Origin of the sequence: Mesorhizobium sp. M0938 (genome assembly GCF_040319125.1) — a bacterium.
GTDB lineage: Bacteria > Pseudomonadota > Alphaproteobacteria > Rhizobiales > Rhizobiaceae > Mesorhizobium > Mesorhizobium robiniae.
In genome coordinates this window covers 134,392-151,459 of sequence record NZ_JAMYNS010000009.1, presented here as the reverse complement: position 1 = coordinate 151,459, position 17,068 = coordinate 134,392, and the positions used below count along the sequence as shown (strand labels likewise).

Below are 17,068 nucleotides of genomic sequence, written 5' to 3'. Positions count from 1 at the left end.
GGCTCCAAGATAGTTGCAAATTCCGGCGCGGGAAGCCTGTTGCAAGTGACTGCTGACTCGGCCTACAGGCAACTGCCGGCGGGCCTCCGTTTTCAGGCCTCGTCCGGCGCTCTTTTTCGTATCGCCTGCGCCACGTCCGGCGGCGGCTGCGAAAAAGCCCGATTCGCGTGCCCGAAAGGGCGGGACATCGAAACGGAGGACGTTCCATGCGTTGGAACTTGGTGGTCTTGGCATCTTGCCTGGCAATGGCCGGCTGCGCCGGCGCTTCGATTGCCGAGCGACAGGATGAGAATGTCCAATCTTCGTTACAATATGACAGCGTGCCTTGCGACCAGTTGCTGGCGCAACGAAACCGGCTGGCGCGACAATACCGCCTTCCGCAAGATGCCAAGCCATCCTTCTCCGATCCGGGGGTGGGTCTCGGCCCGTTCACGCCGGACGTCCGTTCCAAGACCCAGCGTGAGGTCGAACAGGCAAGCGGCCGGATCGATGCGATGAACCGGTCGATCACCCGCCGCGAATGTGGCAAGCCGGCCAAGCAGACCACGGTTGGGCTGCCGGGTTAGTTCCCCTGTGCAGTGGATTTGCCGGCTGCCGGCCGATCGGCAGCGCTCTAGCGCGGCGGACTCTCAAGTCGAATCGTACCGCCGCTCTATCTCTTTGTTTGAGCATCGGATTTTCCCAAAACCGCTTCGCACTTTTGGGTCCGATGCTCTAATACCCCGCGTCGCGGTCCACCAGGTTCTCAAGCTTCTCGCCGCGCTCGAAGGCGGCCATCTGGCGCAGCATGATAGGCACCAGATGAACGGGGTCGGAGGTCGCCGCCGCATGCGGCGTCACGAACACTTTCGGGTGGCTCCACAGCGGACTGGTCTTCGGCAGCGGCTCGACCTCGAACACGTCGAGGCTCGCCTCCTTCAGCGTGCCGTCGTCCAGCGCGCGCACGATGTCGGCATCCTTCTGCAGGCGGCCGCGCCCGGCATTGATCAGCACTGATCCGCCAAGGCCGTTGCGTTTCCTCAACTCCTTCAGCACGCCGTAATTGATGATGCCTTGCGTCTGCGGCGTGAGCGGCAAAAGCACCACCAGAATGTCGGTGGCGTTGAGGAACGGGATCAACTCGGCCTCGCCCGCATAGGTCGAAACACCTTCCATCGGCCGCTCGCTGCGCGACCAGCCATTGACCGCGAAGCCGAGCGACAAAAGCACCGACGCCGCCGCGCGGCCAAGCGTGCCGAGCCCCATGATGCCGACGGAGATGTCGCCGGCTGGCCGCTGCGGCGGCTCGTGCCAGATCTTCCTTTTCTGCTGCGACCGGTAGAGCATGCCCTGACGGTGATGATCGAGCACCCGCCAGACGACATATTCGGTCATATATTGGGTCAGGTTGTCGGCGACGACCTTCACGATCGGCACGTCGGGCACAGTGGGATCGGCCAAGATGTGGTCGACGCCGGCGCCGATCGAAAAGACAGCGCGCAGATTGGGCAGCGACGACAGAAGGTTCGGCCGCTGCTTCCAAACCACCGCATAGGTGATCGAGGGATCGCTGGCGCCGTCCGGCTCGAGCACCACCTCGCGTTCCGCCGACAAGAGTTCGCGCCAGCGCTGCGGATGAAAGCCGGTGACGGCAAGCAGGATACGGCCTTTTTCCATTGCGGTTTCTTTTTCCTATTTAGGCGGACCTGTCACTCGCTGACGATGCCGACCGGCGCCGTCTCGATCCTGAACGCGGCCGAGATCAGCGCCTTGGTATAGTCGGTCTGCGGCCGTTCGAAAATCTGTTCGGATGGGCCGGCCTCGACGATCCTGCCATTGCGCATGACGATGACGTCGTTGGCAAGCGCGCGGATGACCTTCAGATCGTGGCTGATGAACAGATAGGCGAGGTCGTGCTTCGCCTGCAGGCTGCGCAGAAGGTCGACCACCTGCGCCTGCACGCTCATGTCGAGCGCCGAGGTCGGCTCGTCCAGCATGACGAAGCGCGGGTTGAGCACCATGGCGCGGGCGATGGCTATGCGCTGGCGCTGGCCGCCGGAAAATTCGTGCGGATAGCGGTTGCGCGTCGCGGGATCGAGTCCGACTTCGCCCAGCACATCGACGATGCGTTTGTCGCGCTGGCCGGGCGGCAGGTTCGGCTCGTGGATCTTCAACCCCTCCTCGATGATCTCGGAGACCGACATGCGTGGGCTCAACGATCCGAACGGATCCTGGAAAACGATCTGCAGCTCGCGCCGCAGCGGCCGCATGGCATTGAAAGTCAGCTCGTTGATGTCGCTCCCGTTGAACCGAATGGTCCCCGTCGACGAAATCATCCTGGCCAGCGCCAGGCCGAGCGTCGTCTTGCCCGAGCCGGATTCGCCGACGACGCCGAGTGTCTGGCCGGCGCGCACGGTGACGTCGATGCCGTCGACCGCCTTCACATTGTCGACGGTGCGCCGGAAAAAGCCCTTCTTGATCGGAAACCAGACCTTTATGTCCTGGCCCGTCATCACAGGCATGGCGGCAGCGTTGGCGGCGGGCGGCTTGCCCTTCGGTTCCGCGGCCAGCAGATGCCTGGTATAGGCGTGTTGCGGGTTGGCGAAGATATCTTTCGTCGGTCCGGTCTCGACGATCTTGCCCTTGGTCATCACGCAGACCCGGTCGGCGATCTTCCTGACGATGCCGAGATCGTGGGTGATGAACAGCATCGACATGCCTTTGCGGCTCTTCAGCTCCGCAAGCAGTTCGAGGATCTGCGCCTGCACGGTCACGTCGAGTGCCGTCGTCGGCTCGTCGGCGATCAGCAGTTCGGGCTCGTTGGCCAGCGCCATGGCGATCATGACGCGCTGGCGCTGGCCACCGGAAAGCTGGTGCGGATAGGCGTCGAGCCGCTTCTCCGGCTCGCGGATGCCGACCTCGTTGAGCAGTTCCAGGGTGCGCGCCTTGGCTTGGCGGTCGCCCAGTCCCTGGTGCAGCGTCAGCACCTCGACGATCTGCTGCTCGATCGTATGCAGCGGATTGAGCGAGGTCATCGGCTCCTGGAAGATCATGGTGATCTTGTTGCCGCGCACGCGGCGCAATTCTCTCTCGTCGGTGGAGAGCAGGTCGGCGCCCTGGAACAGGATCTTTCCCGACGGATGGCTGGCGGCCGGATAGGGCAGAAGCTTCAGCACCGACAGCGCCGTGACGGATTTGCCGGAGCCGGATTCGCCGACCAACGCCACCGTCTCGCCCTTGGCGATGTCGAAGGAGATATGGTCGACGGCCATCGATTGGCGGCCTTCCTGCACGAAGGCGACGCTAAGATCGCGGACGGAGAGGATAGGAGCTTCGCTCATCTGAACGTCTTGCGCGGATCGAAGGCGTCGCGGGTCGCCTCGCCGACGAACACCAGCAGCGACAGCATCAGCGAGATGACGACGAAGCCGGAAATGCCCAGCCACGGCGCGTTGAGGTTGCGCTGCGCCTGCTTCAGGAGCTCGCCCAGCGAGGCCGATCCGGGCGGCAGGCCAAAGCCAAGGTAGTCGAGCGAGGTCAGCGTCGAGATCGAGCCGCTGAGCAGGAAGGGCAGGAACGTCAGCGTCGCCACCATGGCGTTTGGCAACAGATGCCGGAACATGATGGTGCCGTTGGACACCCCGAGCGCGCGCGCCGCGTTGACATATTCGAAGTTGCGGGCACGCAGGAACTCGGCTCGTACCACGCCGACCAGCGCCACCCAGGAGAACAGCAGCATCAGCCCGAGCAGGATGAAGAAGCCGGGCGGCAGGATGGCGGCGACGATCAGCAGGAGATAGAGCACCGGGATCGCCGACCAGATTTCTATGAAGCGCTGGAATAGAAGGTCGGTCCAGCCGCCGAAATAACCTTGCAATGCGCCGGCTGTCACGCCGATCAACGCCGAGCCGGCGGTGAGGATCAGGCCGAACAGCACCGAGACCCTGAAGCCGTAGATGACGCGCGCCAGCACATCGCGGGCCTGATCGTCGGTTCCCAGCCAGTTCCAGTTGCCGACGACGCAATTGGGGTCGGCCGCACCTTGCGGATACTGGTTGCAGCGTGTCTTGACGTCATAGAGCCAGGACGGCTTGGTGGGCGCCGCCTCGGGGATGGCGTTGTTGACCGTCCGGTAGGAGTAGCGGACCGGCGGCCAGATCATCCAGCCATGGGCATTGATCTCGTCCTGGATGACCGGGTCGCGATAGTCGGTGACGGCATAGAAGCCGCCGAACTTCTCCTCGGGATAGGCGACCAGCACCGGAAACAGGATTTCGCCCTTGTAGGAAACCAGGACCGGCTTGTCGTTGGCGATCCATTCGGAAAACAGCGACAACACGAAAAGCACGAGGAAGATCCACAACGACCAATAGCCGCGCCGGTTGGCCCTGAAGTTTTGCAGGCGCCGCTGGTTGAGCGGCGACAGCCAGGGCCGGGCAATCCGCTCCGGCGCCGTTTCGACTGCGGCCCCGGTCATCAGACGTCTCTCCGCTCGAAGTCGATGCGCGGATCGACCCAGGTATAGATCAGGTCGGACAAGAGCCCGACAATCAGGCCAAGCAGCGAGAAGATGTAGAGATTGGCAAAGACCACCGGGTAATCGCGCTCGACCACCGACCTGAAACCGAGCAAGCCGAGGCCATCGAGTGAAAAGATGTTCTCGATCAGCAGCGAGCCGGTAAAGAAGGCCGAGATGAAGGCGCCCGGAAAGCCGGCGACGACGATCAGCATGGCGTTGCGGAAGACGTGTCCGTAGAGCACCTGCCGTTCCGACAGGCCTTTGGCGCGTGCGGTCACCACATATTGCTTGCGGATTTCCTCGAGGAACGAATTCTTGGTCAGCAGCGTCGTGGTGGCGAAGGCCGACAGCACCAGCGCCGTCAGCGGCAAGGTCATGTGCCAGAAATAGTCGACGATCCGTGCCGGCCAGGACAACTGGTCCCAATTGTCGGAGGTGATGCCGCGCAGCGGGAACCAGTCGTAGAACGATCCGCCGGCAAACAGCACCATCAGCAAGATGCCGAACAGGAAGCCCGGAATGGCATAGCCGACAATGACGACGCCGCTGGTCCATACATCGAATGCCGAGCCGTCCTTGACTGCCTTGCGGATGCCGAGCGGGATCGAGATCAGGTAGGACAGGAGCGTAATCCACAGCCCGATCGAGATCGACACCGGCATCTTCTCCAGGATCAGATCGATCACCGAAATGTCACGGAAATAGCTGTCGCCGAAATCGAACCTGGCATAGTTCCACAGCATCATGCCGAAGCGCTCGAGCGGAGGCTTGTCGAAGCCGAACTGCTTTTCCAGCTTGGCGATGAATTCGGGGTCGAGTCCCTGCGCGCCGCGATATTTCGAGCCGACGTCGCCGGCGACATCGAAATTGGCGCCGCCCGCGTCGCCACCGCCGCTACCGAGCCGATCGCTGCCGCCCTGGTTGGTCAGCCTGGCGATGACCTGCTCGACCGGCCCGCCCGGCGCGAACTGGATAACGGCGAAGGAGATAGCCATGATGCCGAACAGGGTCGGGATCATCAGCAGGATACGGCGCAGTATGTAGGCACCCATCAGGTTCTCAGCCCTGCGTGCGCCAAAATTTCACCCTTTGCCAATCTTTGCCGCCTTGTCCTTGTCGAACCACCACAGCACCTCGACCGGAAAGCCGAAATCGGGCTTCTGCTCGGGAAAGCCGAACATGTCCCAATAGGCCACTCGGTGATTCGCGAGATAATATGTTGGAATCCAGTCTAGGCGCGCGCGCAAGACCCGATCGAGTGCTTTGAGCGCCGTGACGAGTTCGACCCGGCTCTGCGCCTTGCCGGCTGCCTCGATCAGCGCGTCGATGGCTTTGCTTTCCGTGCCGGGATAGTTGCGCTGTCCCGGCGTTTTCGCCATCCGCGAATCATAGAGGATCTCCAGGCCGTCGGCGGTCGGCGTCGCCCCGATCGACCATGCGAGCAGGTTGAAATCGAAGTCGAAATTGCTCTGCCGCGCTTCGTATTGCGTCGAATCGACCTGCCGGATCGAAGCGTCGATCCCGATCGCCTTCATATTCTCGGACCACGGGATGAAAATGCGAACCAGGCCATCGTCCTCGGCCAACATTTCCACCCGCAGCCGCTCGCCCTTGTCATTGACGACGAAGTTGCCCGCACGCTTCCAGCCGGCCTCAGTAAGCAGTCTCGAAGCCTCGCGCAGCAGCTTGCGGTCGTGTCCAGAACCGTCGGAGACCGGCTGCATCACCGGTTCGCCGAAGGTTTCCGGCGGCAACTCGGCCCGGAACGGCTCCAGCAGGGCCAATTCCTCGGGCGAGGGCGGCCCCTCGGCCTTGTAGTCCGACCGCTCGAAGTTCGATTGCGAGCGCTCGTAAGCGCCGTAAAACAGAACCCGCTTGGTCCATTCGAAATCGAAGCAATTGGCGATCGCCCGTCTGACGCGGGCATCGCGGAATTGCGGGCGACGCTGGTTCAGCGCAACAGCCTGCATGGATGGCGTTTTCTCGCCGGGAAATTCGCGTTTGACGACCCTGCCGTCCTTCAGCGCCGGGAAGTCGTAACCGGTCGCCCATACGCGCGAGGTAAATTCCTCGCGAAAATGCGTGTCCCCCTTTTTCAAGGCTTCAAACGCTGCCTGGCGATCGAGATAAAAGTCGATACGTATGCGATCGAAATTATAGAGGCCGCGGTTCACAGCCAGATCCCTGCCCCAATAGTCGGCGACCCGTTCATATTCGACGGTCTGTCCGGCCGCCACGCGCCCTATTTTGTATGGGCCGGAACTGAGCGGCGGTTTCATCGTCGAGGCATCGAATTCGTTGACCGTATAGAAGGCCTTGGACACGATCGGCATTGCGACGACCGCAAGGATATTCTGCGCCGACTGTTTGCCGTCGAAGGTGAGGTCGACGGTAACCGGATCGACCGCGACCGCTTCTGTCATATGCCGCAAAACCTGGGAGAGGTTTGGGTGGCCCTTGTCCTTGTAAAGCTTCAATGCGAAGGCGATGTCCTCCGCGGTCAGTGGCGAGCCGTCGTGGAAGCGCGCTTGCGGCCGCAGGCTGAAGCGAAAGCCATTGCGGTCCGGCGTCAAGGTAACGGACTCTGCAAGCAGGCCATAGACCGCATCCGGCTCATCGAGTGCGCTTGTCATCAGCGAATCGAAACAGTGTTCGGTGCGCGGCGGCGAGTCCCCCCTCAACACCAGGGAATTCAGCGTGTTGAAGGTCAGGAAACTCTGGTTGAGGGTGGAGTTTGGCGGTGCGAAATTCATCTGGCCGCCCTTGGGGGCGTCCGGATTGACATAGTCGAAATGCGTGAAATCCGGGGGATATTTGAGATCGCCGAAGGCCGACAGGCCGTGCAGCTTTACGCCTGTCGGGATGGCGGCGAAGGCCCGGCCGGGCAGCAGTGCTGCCGCCGTGGCAGCAGCGCCCAGTGCCAGAAAGTCGCGGCGGGCCAATGAGTTGCGGCGGGGGAGCGCCGCCATCAATTGCCACTCTTGTATTTTGCCGCCAGCGTCTTTTCCTTGTCCGCATCGATCCACCATGACTCGGGATCGACGCCGAAATAGCCTTGCTGCTTTTCTGGAATGCCGAATTTGTTCCAGAAAGCGGCCCAGGCGACTGAGCGATGAAATTGCGGCACGACGTAGAAGTTCCACAAAAGCACGCGGTCGAGCGCATGGGTGGCGGCGATGAGGTCGTCGCGGTCGGTGGCGAAGATGACACGCTCCACCAACGCATCGACGATAGGATCCTTGATGCCCATGACATTTCGCGATCCTGGCCTGTCGGCGGCTTTCGAGCCAAAATATTCGCGCTGCTCGTTGCCGGGCGAGGAAGACTGGGCCAATTGTGTCGTTATCGACTCGAAATCGAAATTGGTGACCCTATTGATATATTGCGACGCATCGACGATGCGCAGTGAAGCATCGATGCCGATCCTGCGTAAGGAAGCGATGTAGGAATTCGACAGGATCTCGTCCGTTGAATCATTGCCGAGGAATTCTATCCGGAATTGTGCGCCGGTCTTGGATTCGATCATCTTGCCGTCGACAATTTTCCAGCCGGCATCGCCAAACAGCGCGATTGCCTGGCGCAGATGTTGCCGCTCCGCCTGAGGTGTATCATAGACAGGTAGCTTGAACTGGTCGGTAAACACCTCGGCCGGCAGCCTGTCCCGATACTGCTCGAGGATGTCCAGTTCCTTGCCGGTAGGCAGGCCTGAAGAGGCAAGATCCTGACCCTCGAAATAGCTTGATGTACGGGTGTTGAGCCCATAAAAAAGGGTGCGGTTCATGAATTCGAAATTGTAGACCAGTGTCAGTGCCTGGCGCACGCGACGATCCTGGAATTGCGGCCGGCGCATGTTGAGCGCGAAACCTTGCATCGGCTGGCCGGATGTCTCCTTGAATTCTCGCTTGATGACGTCACCGGCCTTCAAGGCCGGGAAGTTATATTCCGTCGCCCATTTCTTGGAACTATTCTCCATGCGAATGTCCTGATAGCCGCCTTTGGTGAAGGCCTGCCAGGCGGCATTGTCGTCGAGGAAATAGGTAAACCGTTGGCGGTCGAAATTGTTGCGCCCCACATTGATGCCGAGGCCGGCCGCCCAGAAATCGGGAACTCGCCGCCAGACGACTTCCGAGCCAGGTTTGAAGCTCTCGATTTTGTATGGTCCTGAGCCGAGCGGGATTTCGAGGCTTGGCTTTGTGATGTCGCGCTTCTTGCCGTTGGCGTCGGTGCCCTCCCACCAGTGCTTCGGCAGCACCACCACATCCGCCATGATCTGCGGCAGTTCACGATTGCCTTTCTGGTCGAAACGGAACTCGACTTCCCGATCTGAAACGGCAACCGCCTCGGTGACATTGGCGAAATAGTGGTTGAACTGCGGGCTTTCCTCCTTCAGGAAATTGAATGACCAGATCACGTCGTCGACGGTGATCGGCTGGCCATCATGCCATCTGGCACGTGGGTCGAGCCGATAGGTCGCGGATGAAAAATCATCCGGGTGCTTGTATGCCTCGGCGATCTCGGGGTGATTGGTGCTACCCTCGTCAAGGGACTTCGCCATCAGCGACTGGTAGAGCAGCCCGCCCTGATAATTCAACCCCGCGGCAGCGGTGCCGCGGGCAATGAACGGGTTGAAGCTGTCGAAAGTGCCAAGCGTCACCGAATTCAGCGTGCCGCCCTTCGGCGCATCCGGATTGACGTAGTCGTAGCGCTGGAAGTTGTTGCCGTATTTGGATTCGCCGATCAGCGACGAGGTGGTGCGCCATTCGTCCGCGAAGGCTGCCTGCAGGCCGCCGGCAAAAGTCGCCACAACCAGCATCGATCTGAGAAACGTTCGGCCAACCGTCATGCCTTCTCCTCTTTGCGATACCTGTCAGCGGACAATCTAGATCATTTGACGCCTATGAAAACCGCGACAAGCCGGCTTTGTCGCCGCACATGCGTTTTTCCTAACAAAAAAGCCGGGCTGAACCCGGCTTTTCTAGGACGTTGCCATGACAATTGCGTTATTGCGCCGGAGCCGGTGCGGGAGCAGCAGGGGCTGGCGCGGGAGCGGCAGGTGCTTCACCTTCCGCGGGCTTGGCCGGTGCTTCACCTTCGGCCGGTTTGGCCTCACCCCCGGCGGGCGCAGCCGCATCGGCTGAAGCGCCAGGCGCAGGCAGCGGCTTCGGGCTGTCCGATAGCGTGCGCAGATAGGCGATGACGTTGGCGCGGTCCTCATCCTTCGGCAGGCCGGCGAAGCCCATCGCCGTGCCCTTCACGAGCTTCTTCGGCGACAGGAGGAAGTGGTTGAGATTGTCGTAGGTCCACTTCTCGGCGCCGTCCTTGGAAAACTCCTTCATGCCGGCCGAATAGGCAAAGCCCGCATGCTCGGCGACGGGACGGTCAATGAGATCCCAGAGATCGGGACCGACCTTGTTCGGCCCGCCCTTTTCGCCGGAGTGGCAGGCCTGGCACTTCTTGAACACGGCGGCCCCTGCCTCGACATTGGCGGTGGCCAGGAGGTCGGCGATCGGCTTGGCTTCTGCCGCAGGGGCTGCCGGGCCGCCTTCGGCAGGTTCCTCGGTCGCCTCGATGGCGAAGCCGGGTTTTTCCGGGGCGGGGGAGGCGAACAGCGCATCGGACACGATGCCGACCGAGAACACGACGAACACGGTTCCGAGCAGCCCGCCGATCAGCTTGTTGATTTCGAAAGAGTCCATACGCCCCAGGCTCCCTTTTCCGGCGGACCGATCCGTCCACTCCGTCCGTCGGTAATCGTGAACCACCCCGCGAGGCGGTCAAATCGGGCGGAAACTAGGTCTTTTGCTCTGGCGTTGCAACACCTATAAGGGCGCTTCCAGTGAGACCTTTTGCCACTTTTCCAATCCTCTTTTTCGAACGCTTCATCACCCGATGTCCACCCTCATCCTCATCCCGGCCCGCATGGCCTCGACCCGCCTGCCGGGGAAGCCGCTGGCCGATATCGCCGGCGCTCCGATGATCGTCCATGTCGCCCGCCGCGCCGCCGAGGCCGGCCTTGGCCGCGTGGTGGTCGCCACCGATACGCAAAGCGTGGCCGAAGCGGTGCGCGCGCACGGTTTCGAGGCAGTCATGACGCGGATGGATCACGAATCGGGCTCCGACCGCATCTTCGAGGCGCTGGCGACGCTCGATCCCCGGCACAAGGTCGAAACTGTCGTCAATGTGCAAGGCGACTTGCCGACCATAGACCCCGAGATCATCAATGCCGCGCTGAAGCCGTTCGAGGATGCCGCGGTCGACATCGCCACGCTCGGCATCGAGATCGTCCGCGACGAGGAAAAGGCCAATCCGAATGTCGTCAAGATCGTCGGCTCGCCACTGTCGGAGACACGGCTGCGGGCGCTCTATTTCACCCGCGCCACGGCACCCTGGGGTGAGGGGCCGCTCTATCATCACATTGGCCTCTACGCCTATCGCCGCTCAGCACTCGAACGCTTCGTCGCGTTGAAGCCGTCGCCGCTGGAACGGCGCGAGAAACTCGAGCAATTGCGGGCGCTGGAGGCCGGCATGCGCATCGACGCCGAGATCGTGCAGTCGGCGCCGTTCGGCGTCGATACGCCGGACGACCTCGAACGCGCCAGAACCATCCTTTCAACCCGAGATATTTGATCGACCCCGATATCTGATCAAACGAGACATTTGGCATGCCTGAAAAGACCAACAGAATATCCTTCCAGGGCGAGCCGGGCGCCAATTCGGACACCGCCTGCCGCAACATGTTTCCTGATATGGAGCGGTTGCCTTGCCCGACCTTCGAGGATGCCTTCAATGCGGTCGAGACCGGCAAGGCCGACCTCGCCATGATCCCGATCGAGAACACGATCGCCGGCCGCGTCGCCGACATCCACCATCTCCTGCCGGAATCGAAGCTGCACATCGTCGGCGAATATTTCCTGCCGATCCATTTCCAACTGATGGTCTTGCCGGGCGTCAGGCGCGACGAGATCAAGACCGTGCACAGCCATATCCATGCGCTCGGCCAGTGCCGCAAATACATCCGCAAGAACGGCTGGAAGCCGGTGGTCGCCGGCGACACCGCGGGTTCCGCCAAGCTGGTCGGTGAGGTGAAGGATCGCACCATGGCGGCGTTGGCGCCGGCGCTGGCCGCGACGCTCTATGGGCTCGACATCATCGAGGAGAATGTCGAGGACACCGACAGCAATGTCACCCGCTTCGTCGTGCTGACCAAGAACAAGCAATGGGCCGAACGTCCTTCCGCCGCAGCCAGGATGATGACGACGTTCATCTTCCGCGTCCGCAACGTGCCGGCCGCGCTCTACAAGGCGATGGGCGGCTTTGCCACCAACGGCATCAACATGACCAAGCTGGAGAGCTACCAGCTCGGCGCCTTCACGGCGACGCTGTTCTATGCCGATATCGAGGGCCATCCCGACGATCCGCTGGTGAAGCTCGCACTTGACGAGCTGCGCTTCTTCTCGCGCGAAATGCGAATTCTCGGCGTCTATCCGGCCAGCGAATCCCGCGAGCAATGGAAGGTGGCGGATTAGCTCCCTTGTTTGAGCGCTCTATCTCTTTGTTTTTGCGCCGCTCATACTGTTCGGGATGCCCTATGTCCTGCGTGCCTTGATCCCTCCCTGCGCCTCAGTATACGTTCCCATCATGATGTTCATGTCCACATTCTTCCCCCTGATCTGAGCGGTCCAAGTGGTTCCGGCGCATCCGCGCCAATCAGATCAAGCGGCTGTGCTGACGCGGCGGCCGCGAACGGAGAATGTGTAATGCCCAAAACCGAGCACATCGGTCTGAGCTCGCATCAGGTCCAGAACTTCACCGACGACGGTTTCGTCAAAATCGAAAATGCCTTCAGCACCCACCTTGCAAAGCAATGCAGGGACGAGCTGTGGGCGGATATTGGTCTGTCGCCAGACGAACCCGAAAACTGGATTCAGCCAGTTGTTCGGGTTGGGTTCAAGGCTTCGCCCCCATTTGTTGAAGCCGCCAACACGCCGATCCTGCACAAGACCTATGATCAACTCGTCGGTGATCGCCGCTGGCTTGCGCCCAAAGGCGTCGGAACCTTTCCGATCCGCTTTCCCTCACCGGAATCTCCTGGTGATGATGGCTGGCACGTGGACATGAGTTTTGGCGACGACAATCCGGATTTCATGGAGTGGCGTGCCAATGTGAAGAGCAGCGGACGGGCATTGCTGATGCTCTTCCTGTTTCGGATGTTGGCCCTGACGATGCGCCCACGAAGATACGGAAAGGTTCCCATGCCACCATTGCGCGGGAGTTACTGCCCTATGGCGACGCCGGCGCGACGCTCAGGCAGATCTCTGCCAATGGTTATGCTTCGACAGAAGATTGCGAGGTTGGACTGGCAACCGGTGCGGCAGGCACCGTCTATCTGTGCCACCCATTCCTCGTTCATGCCGCGCAACCTCACCGAGGGAAGCAGCCGCGCTTCATGGCACAACCACCGCTGCTGCCGAGAGGTGAGTTCGACCCGCTGTTGGCTCCGTCGCCGGTTCAGGTCGCCATCCGTCGGGCTTGTGGGTTAACGCCATAGTCAGACAACGCCCGGGACCGTCGAACGGTCCCGGGTGCTCCAAAGACCACGGACTCGGAGCCGTCATCCGACGCTTTGGTCGGGTCCTGAACCTATAGCATTCATCGAGAGCTCTGCGGTGCCCTGACCTGGCGCCTTGCCAAGTAGCGAGCGCCGGGCGACATTCCTGCGATGTGGCTCCTGAAACTGGCGCTCGCAGCCGCTGGATTGTATGCGGTCGTTGTCGCCGTCGCGTATGTGCTTCAGTCATGGCTGATCTTCCCAGCCGGCCTTGCGGGTTTTGGACCCGATCTGCCGGCCGGGGCCCGCCATGTCGAACTGGCGACGCAGGATGGCGAGCGCGTCGTTCTGGTACGCCTGCCGGCAAGGCAAGCATCGTCGGAGCCACGCCCGCTCCTGCTGGGATTCGCCGGCAATGCCTGGAATGCTGACGCACTTGCCCTCATGCTGCACCAGCTATTCCCCGAACATGAGGTCGCTGCGCTGCACTACCGCGGATATGGGCCGAGCAGTGGAAGCCCGTCGGCCTCCGCCCTGTTCGAAGACGCCAGACGCGCCTATGACCACCTGGCCACCGATGCCAAAGCCGGCATCGTCGCCATCGGCCTTAGCATCGGCGCCGCGGTTGCGGTCGATCTGGCGACGGCCCGGCCCTTGCGCGGCATCGTCATGGTGACACTTTTCGATTCGCTGAAGGAACTTGCCGCTCACCACTATCCCTGGCTGCCGGTGCGCCTCCTGCTGCGGCACCGCATGGAAGCGGCAGAATCTCTGCGCGACCTCGATATGCCCGCGGCCGTCATCATAGCCGAGAACGACACCATCGTTCCTGCGGCACGCTCGGCATCTCTGCGCGAGGCCGCCCGTGATCTGCGCAGCCACATCGCCATAGCGGCTGGCCATAACGACCTCTATGGCCATCCCGACTTTGCCGAGGCGCTACGCGCCTCCGTTGCCGCGGTCACCCGCGATTGACGAGCAGTTCCCAGATGTCGGAATTCCGGCTCGACATTCGTCCTTTGCTTGCCACAATCGAAGAAGGGACGCGATGAGATGAGGAAACCGATCTCAATCGACGACATCACGCACGACGGTGTCATGCAATCTCCGGAGCCTGCCGATGACCCCCACCATCACCGCCTTTGAACGGTCGCCCGATCGCGGAACGGGACTGGCGCGTGACATGCGCGTTCGCTGGGCGCTTGAAGAAGTCGGCCAGCCCTACAGGGTTCGTCTTGTTTCGTTCAAAGCGATGAACGAACCCGCGCATCGAGCACTCCATCCTTTCGGGCAGATTCCGACCTATGAGGAAGGCGATCTCGCCCTGTTCGAGTCGGGGGCGATCGTGTTCCATATCGCCGAGCGCCATACGGGCCTGTTGCCGGATGATGGGAATGCCCGGGCGCGCGCGATCTCATGGATGTTTGCCGCGCTCAACACGGTGGAGCCGCCTATCCTTGAGCGCCAAACCGCCGTGCTCCTGGAGCGCGACGAGACCTGGCACGAACAGCGCCTGCCTGTCGTCGAGGATCGCGTCCGTGACCGGCTGGGTGAACTTTCCAGTCGTCTCGGCGATGCCGACTGGCTCGATGGTGCGTTCAGCGCGGGCGACCTGATGATGGTGCACGTGCTGCTAAGGTTGAAAACATCGGGTATGCTGGACGAATATCCGAACCTCTCCGCCTATGTCGCCCGCGGCGAAGCCCGACCGGCCTATAAGCGTGCTTTCGCCGCTCAACTGGCGGTTTTCACCGGCAAGTCACCGGCCGGCTGATAAAGGTCTTCTGTGGGGCCGAACTTGCTCGTCCGGAATGTTTGAACTGTGATCCTACCCCAGCGGCTCGTAGTCGATCTCGAGAAACGCCTCGACCTCGGGAATCCAGCGGTCGCGAACGAAGGCGACGTGCTCGGCATGGTCGTTGTAGCCTGAATAGGCGGCCTGGTCGGCGAATTCCATCGAGAAGCCGAAGCGATAGTCGTTCTTCGGGCTGACCTGCCGCAGCTGCTCGAACTTTTCGACGCCCGGTATCGCCACGAGAATTCTTTTCGCATCAGCGAGGAATTTTGCTTCCTGGGCCGAGCTGTCTTTGTGCTTCAGCCTGAACACCACTGTGTGACGGATCATTGTTGCTCCCCTATTAGGTTTCCGCGCTGTCGGCCCAGGCGCGGATGAGGTTATACGCGATCGCTCCCTTCGGCGGCGTGACCAGGCCACCCGGATGCTCGCGGGCCAACATCGAGAGCACCTCGTCGCGAAAGAACCAGCGGCAGTCTTCCAGCTCGTTGAGGTCGGCCTGGATGTCGTCGTTGAGCGGCTCACCGAAGCAACCGATCATCAGCGAATAGGGAAACGGCCAGGGTTGGCTGGCATGATAGACGACCCGACCAAGCCTGATGCCGGCCTCCTCCAGCGTTTCACGGCGCACCGCCGCCTCGATCGTCTCGCCCGGTTCGATGAAGCCGGCAAGTGCTGAATACATGCCCGGCGCGAAATGCCGGCCACGGCCAAGCAGGCATTTTTCGCGCGTCGCCGTCAGCATGATCGCCACCGGATCGGTGCGCGGGAAATGCTCGGTGGCGCAGGCCGGGCAAAGCCGCTTGTAACCGCCGGCCCGCATCTCGGCTTCGCTGCCGCATTTGCTGCAGAAGCGATGGCTCGCATGCCAGGCGAGCAGCGCTGCTCCTTGCGCCATGGCGCCGGCCGCGGCTTCGTCGATCAGCCCCTGCATGTAGACCGAGCGATAATCGATGGCCTTGATCGTCTCCGGCAATTGTTCGGGATCGATGCCGGCCGGCACGGCGAGCACCGGACCGCTGTCGGAAAAACCGAGCAGGACGCCGCGGTCGAGCGACGCCTGGAGCGGCTGGCTTTCCTCGGCGCTGAACCAAGGGTCGAAGCCGTCACCGATGGGCTTCAGATAGAGGCGTCCGCCGTGCATCAGCAAAAGCCTGGCTGAGGGGTCGGCGAGCGCCTTTTCGACGGAATCGTCGGCGCGGTTTTCGGATTGCCGATCGATCACATTGCCGGCGAAGCCGACGAACTGGCTCGGCTCGCGCAAGGGCGCGTCAAACAGGCGGAAGCTCATGGGAGACTCTGGATTCAGGATGGACACGGGACAGGCTTATAGCGCCGCCTTTATCTGTTGCGCAAACCGGCGTAGGTCCGCGCGCTGATAAGGCTCGCGCATCCCGTGGCCCCACACCGGGCCTGGCCAGCCGGGATCGCCTTCCGAGCGCGCGATGACATGGACATGCAATTGGCGCACGATGTTGCCGAGCGCGCCGGTGTTGATCTTGGTGCAGCCGGTCACCCTTTTCAGTGCCTGCGCCACCATGTTGGTCTCGAAGGTCAGCATCGCCTGGTCGAGTGGCGTCATGTCGTGGATTTCCTCTACGCCCGGCCGCTGCGGCACCAGAAGCAGCCACGGCCAGCGGCGGTCGTTCATCACCCGCAACTCGCATAGGCCGAGCCACATCAACTGTTCGCTGTCCGTCTCCAGACGAGCATCCAGCGCGAATCCGGCCTCGAGGCCCGGCAACATCGGCGTTTCCTTCACTTTTGTTGTATTTTTAGACCAGTGAACGCTAGAGCGGCTGCATTGGGGCCGCAAGAGGCGGCAAGCGAATCATTGCTTTGTGACGGCAGTTATGCTAGTGAATTGTCCATGGTGCTGATTTGCGCCAACGATCCGCCCAAATCATCCGCTGATGACGACCCGCCCCCGAGGCGGGTTTATTATGTCGGCTTTCGACGCCATCCCGGCTGATTGATCCTGCGCCCTTGCATTTCATCGCCGAATTGCCGATATGGAGCGCGGGAGGTTGGTGGTGGACGGTCCACTCGCCAACCGGGTCAGGTCCGGAAGGAAGCAGCCCTAACGAGCCCGGAACGGGTCATTGTTCCAGCCTCCCGCCTTCGCCTTTCTCCCGCGACCCCGCCTTTCTTTGGCGACCCCGCCTTTTTTTTGGCGACGTTGACGGCGCCAAGCCCTGCGGGCGAAACTATGCGCAGGAATCGGCCG

At 61.7% G+C, this 17,068-nt stretch carries 15 protein-coding genes, 1 other RNA gene and 1 pseudogene; 7 read left to right on the top strand and 10 right to left on the bottom strand.

Going from position 1 to position 17,068, the window contains the following annotated elements; all coding sequences use genetic code 11:
- Positions 1 to 206 precede the first annotated feature (206 nt).
- The gene (locus NKH73_RS18005) at positions 207 to 566 is read left to right on the top strand and encodes a hypothetical protein (protein WP_352934175.1); all 360 of its coding nucleotides are present in this window, start codon (positions 207 to 209) and stop codon (positions 564 to 566) included.
- A 148-nt stretch (positions 567 to 714) separates the two neighbouring features.
- On the opposite strand, the gene NKH73_RS18000 is transcribed toward NKH73_RS18005, so the two are convergent.
- The 7 genes from NKH73_RS18000 to NKH73_RS17970 all read right to left on the bottom strand — a co-directional run bounded on the left by NKH73_RS18000 (position 715) and on the right by NKH73_RS17970 (position 10,194).
- Positions 715 to 1,656, bottom strand: coding sequence for a 2-hydroxyacid dehydrogenase (locus NKH73_RS18000; RefSeq protein WP_352934173.1), 942 nt, complete (start codon positions 1,654 to 1,656; stop codon positions 715 to 717).
- 32 nt (positions 1,657 to 1,688) lie between these two features.
- A complete protein-coding gene (locus NKH73_RS17995; RefSeq protein WP_352934170.1) occupies positions 1,689 to 3,320 on the bottom strand; it encodes an ABC transporter ATP-binding protein in 1,632 nt (543 codons plus the stop codon).
- Positions 3,317 to 4,456, bottom strand: a complete 1,140-nt coding sequence (locus tag NKH73_RS17990) for an ABC transporter permease (RefSeq protein WP_352934167.1) — start codon at positions 4,454 to 4,456, stop codon at positions 3,317 to 3,319. The genes NKH73_RS17995 and NKH73_RS17990 overlap by 4 nt, the downstream gene beginning before the upstream one ends.
- The gene (locus tag NKH73_RS17985) at positions 4,456 to 5,550 is read right to left on the bottom strand and encodes a microcin C ABC transporter permease YejB (protein ID WP_352934162.1); all 1,095 of its coding nucleotides are present in this window, start codon (positions 5,548 to 5,550) and stop codon (positions 4,456 to 4,458) included. The genes NKH73_RS17990 and NKH73_RS17985 overlap by 1 nt, the downstream gene beginning before the upstream one ends.
- A gap of 30 nt (positions 5,551 to 5,580) precedes the next feature.
- Complete coding sequence (locus NKH73_RS17980; RefSeq protein ID WP_352934159.1) at positions 5,581 to 7,467, bottom strand: extracellular solute-binding protein; 1,887 nt, start codon at positions 7,465 to 7,467, stop codon at positions 5,581 to 5,583.
- Positions 7,467 to 9,341 carry an extracellular solute-binding protein gene (locus tag NKH73_RS17975; protein WP_352934156.1) on the bottom strand — a complete coding sequence of 625 codons (1,875 nt, stop codon included), beginning with the start codon at positions 9,339 to 9,341 and terminating at the stop codon, positions 7,467 to 7,469. The genes NKH73_RS17980 and NKH73_RS17975 overlap by 1 nt, the downstream gene beginning before the upstream one ends.
- A gap of 157 nt (positions 9,342 to 9,498) precedes the next feature.
- Positions 9,499 to 10,194, bottom strand: a complete 696-nt coding sequence (locus tag NKH73_RS17970; protein ID WP_352934153.1) for a c-type cytochrome — start codon at positions 10,192 to 10,194, stop codon at positions 9,499 to 9,501.
- 193 nt (positions 10,195 to 10,387) lie between these two features.
- Here NKH73_RS17970 and NKH73_RS17965 point away from each other — a divergent pair, with 193 nt between their 5' ends.
- From NKH73_RS17965 to NKH73_RS17945, 5 genes and pseudogenes are all read left to right on the top strand, one after another.
- Positions 10,388 to 11,125: a 3-deoxy-manno-octulosonate cytidylyltransferase gene (locus NKH73_RS17965; RefSeq protein ID WP_352934150.1), complete on the top strand. Its 738-nt coding sequence runs from the start codon at positions 10,388 to 10,390 to the stop codon at positions 11,123 to 11,125.
- 35 nt (positions 11,126 to 11,160) lie between these two features.
- Positions 11,161 to 12,024, top strand: a complete 864-nt coding sequence (locus tag NKH73_RS17960) for a prephenate dehydratase (protein ID WP_352934148.1) — start codon at positions 11,161 to 11,163, stop codon at positions 12,022 to 12,024.
- A 231-nt stretch (positions 12,025 to 12,255) separates the two neighbouring features.
- A pseudogene (locus NKH73_RS17955) lies at positions 12,256 to 13,046 on the top strand (phytanoyl-CoA dioxygenase family protein).
- A 171-nt stretch (positions 13,047 to 13,217) separates the two neighbouring features.
- Entirely contained in the window at positions 13,218 to 14,021 is an 804-nt protein-coding gene (locus NKH73_RS17950) for an alpha/beta hydrolase (RefSeq protein ID WP_352934145.1), read from the top strand.
- A gap of 145 nt (positions 14,022 to 14,166) precedes the next feature.
- Complete coding sequence (locus NKH73_RS17945) at positions 14,167 to 14,820, top strand: glutathione S-transferase family protein (protein ID WP_352934142.1); 654 nt, start codon at positions 14,167 to 14,169, stop codon at positions 14,818 to 14,820.
- Between the two features lie 54 nt (positions 14,821 to 14,874).
- Here the strand turns inward: NKH73_RS17945 and NKH73_RS17940 are convergent, their stop codons facing one another.
- From NKH73_RS17940 to NKH73_RS17930, 3 genes are read right to left on the bottom strand one after another with little or no spacing between them, the layout of a single operon-like run.
- Positions 14,875 to 15,171 carry a Dabb family protein gene (locus NKH73_RS17940; RefSeq protein WP_352934140.1) on the bottom strand — a complete coding sequence of 99 codons (297 nt, stop codon included), beginning with the start codon at positions 15,169 to 15,171 and terminating at the stop codon, positions 14,875 to 14,877.
- A gap of 13 nt (positions 15,172 to 15,184) precedes the next feature.
- Positions 15,185 to 16,132: an NAD(+) diphosphatase gene (gene nudC, locus NKH73_RS17935; protein WP_352934137.1), complete on the bottom strand. Its 948-nt coding sequence runs from the start codon at positions 16,130 to 16,132 to the stop codon at positions 15,185 to 15,187.
- Positions 16,133 to 16,168: 36 nt separating this feature from the next.
- A complete protein-coding gene (locus NKH73_RS17930) occupies positions 16,169 to 16,588 on the bottom strand; it encodes an HIT family protein (protein WP_352934134.1) in 420 nt (139 codons plus the stop codon).
- A 275-nt stretch (positions 16,589 to 16,863) separates the two neighbouring features.
- Here NKH73_RS17930 and ffs point away from each other — a divergent pair.
- Positions 16,864 to 16,960, top strand: an RNA gene (gene ffs, locus NKH73_RS17925) — signal recognition particle sRNA small type.
- Positions 16,961 to 17,068: the final 108 nt, after the last annotated feature.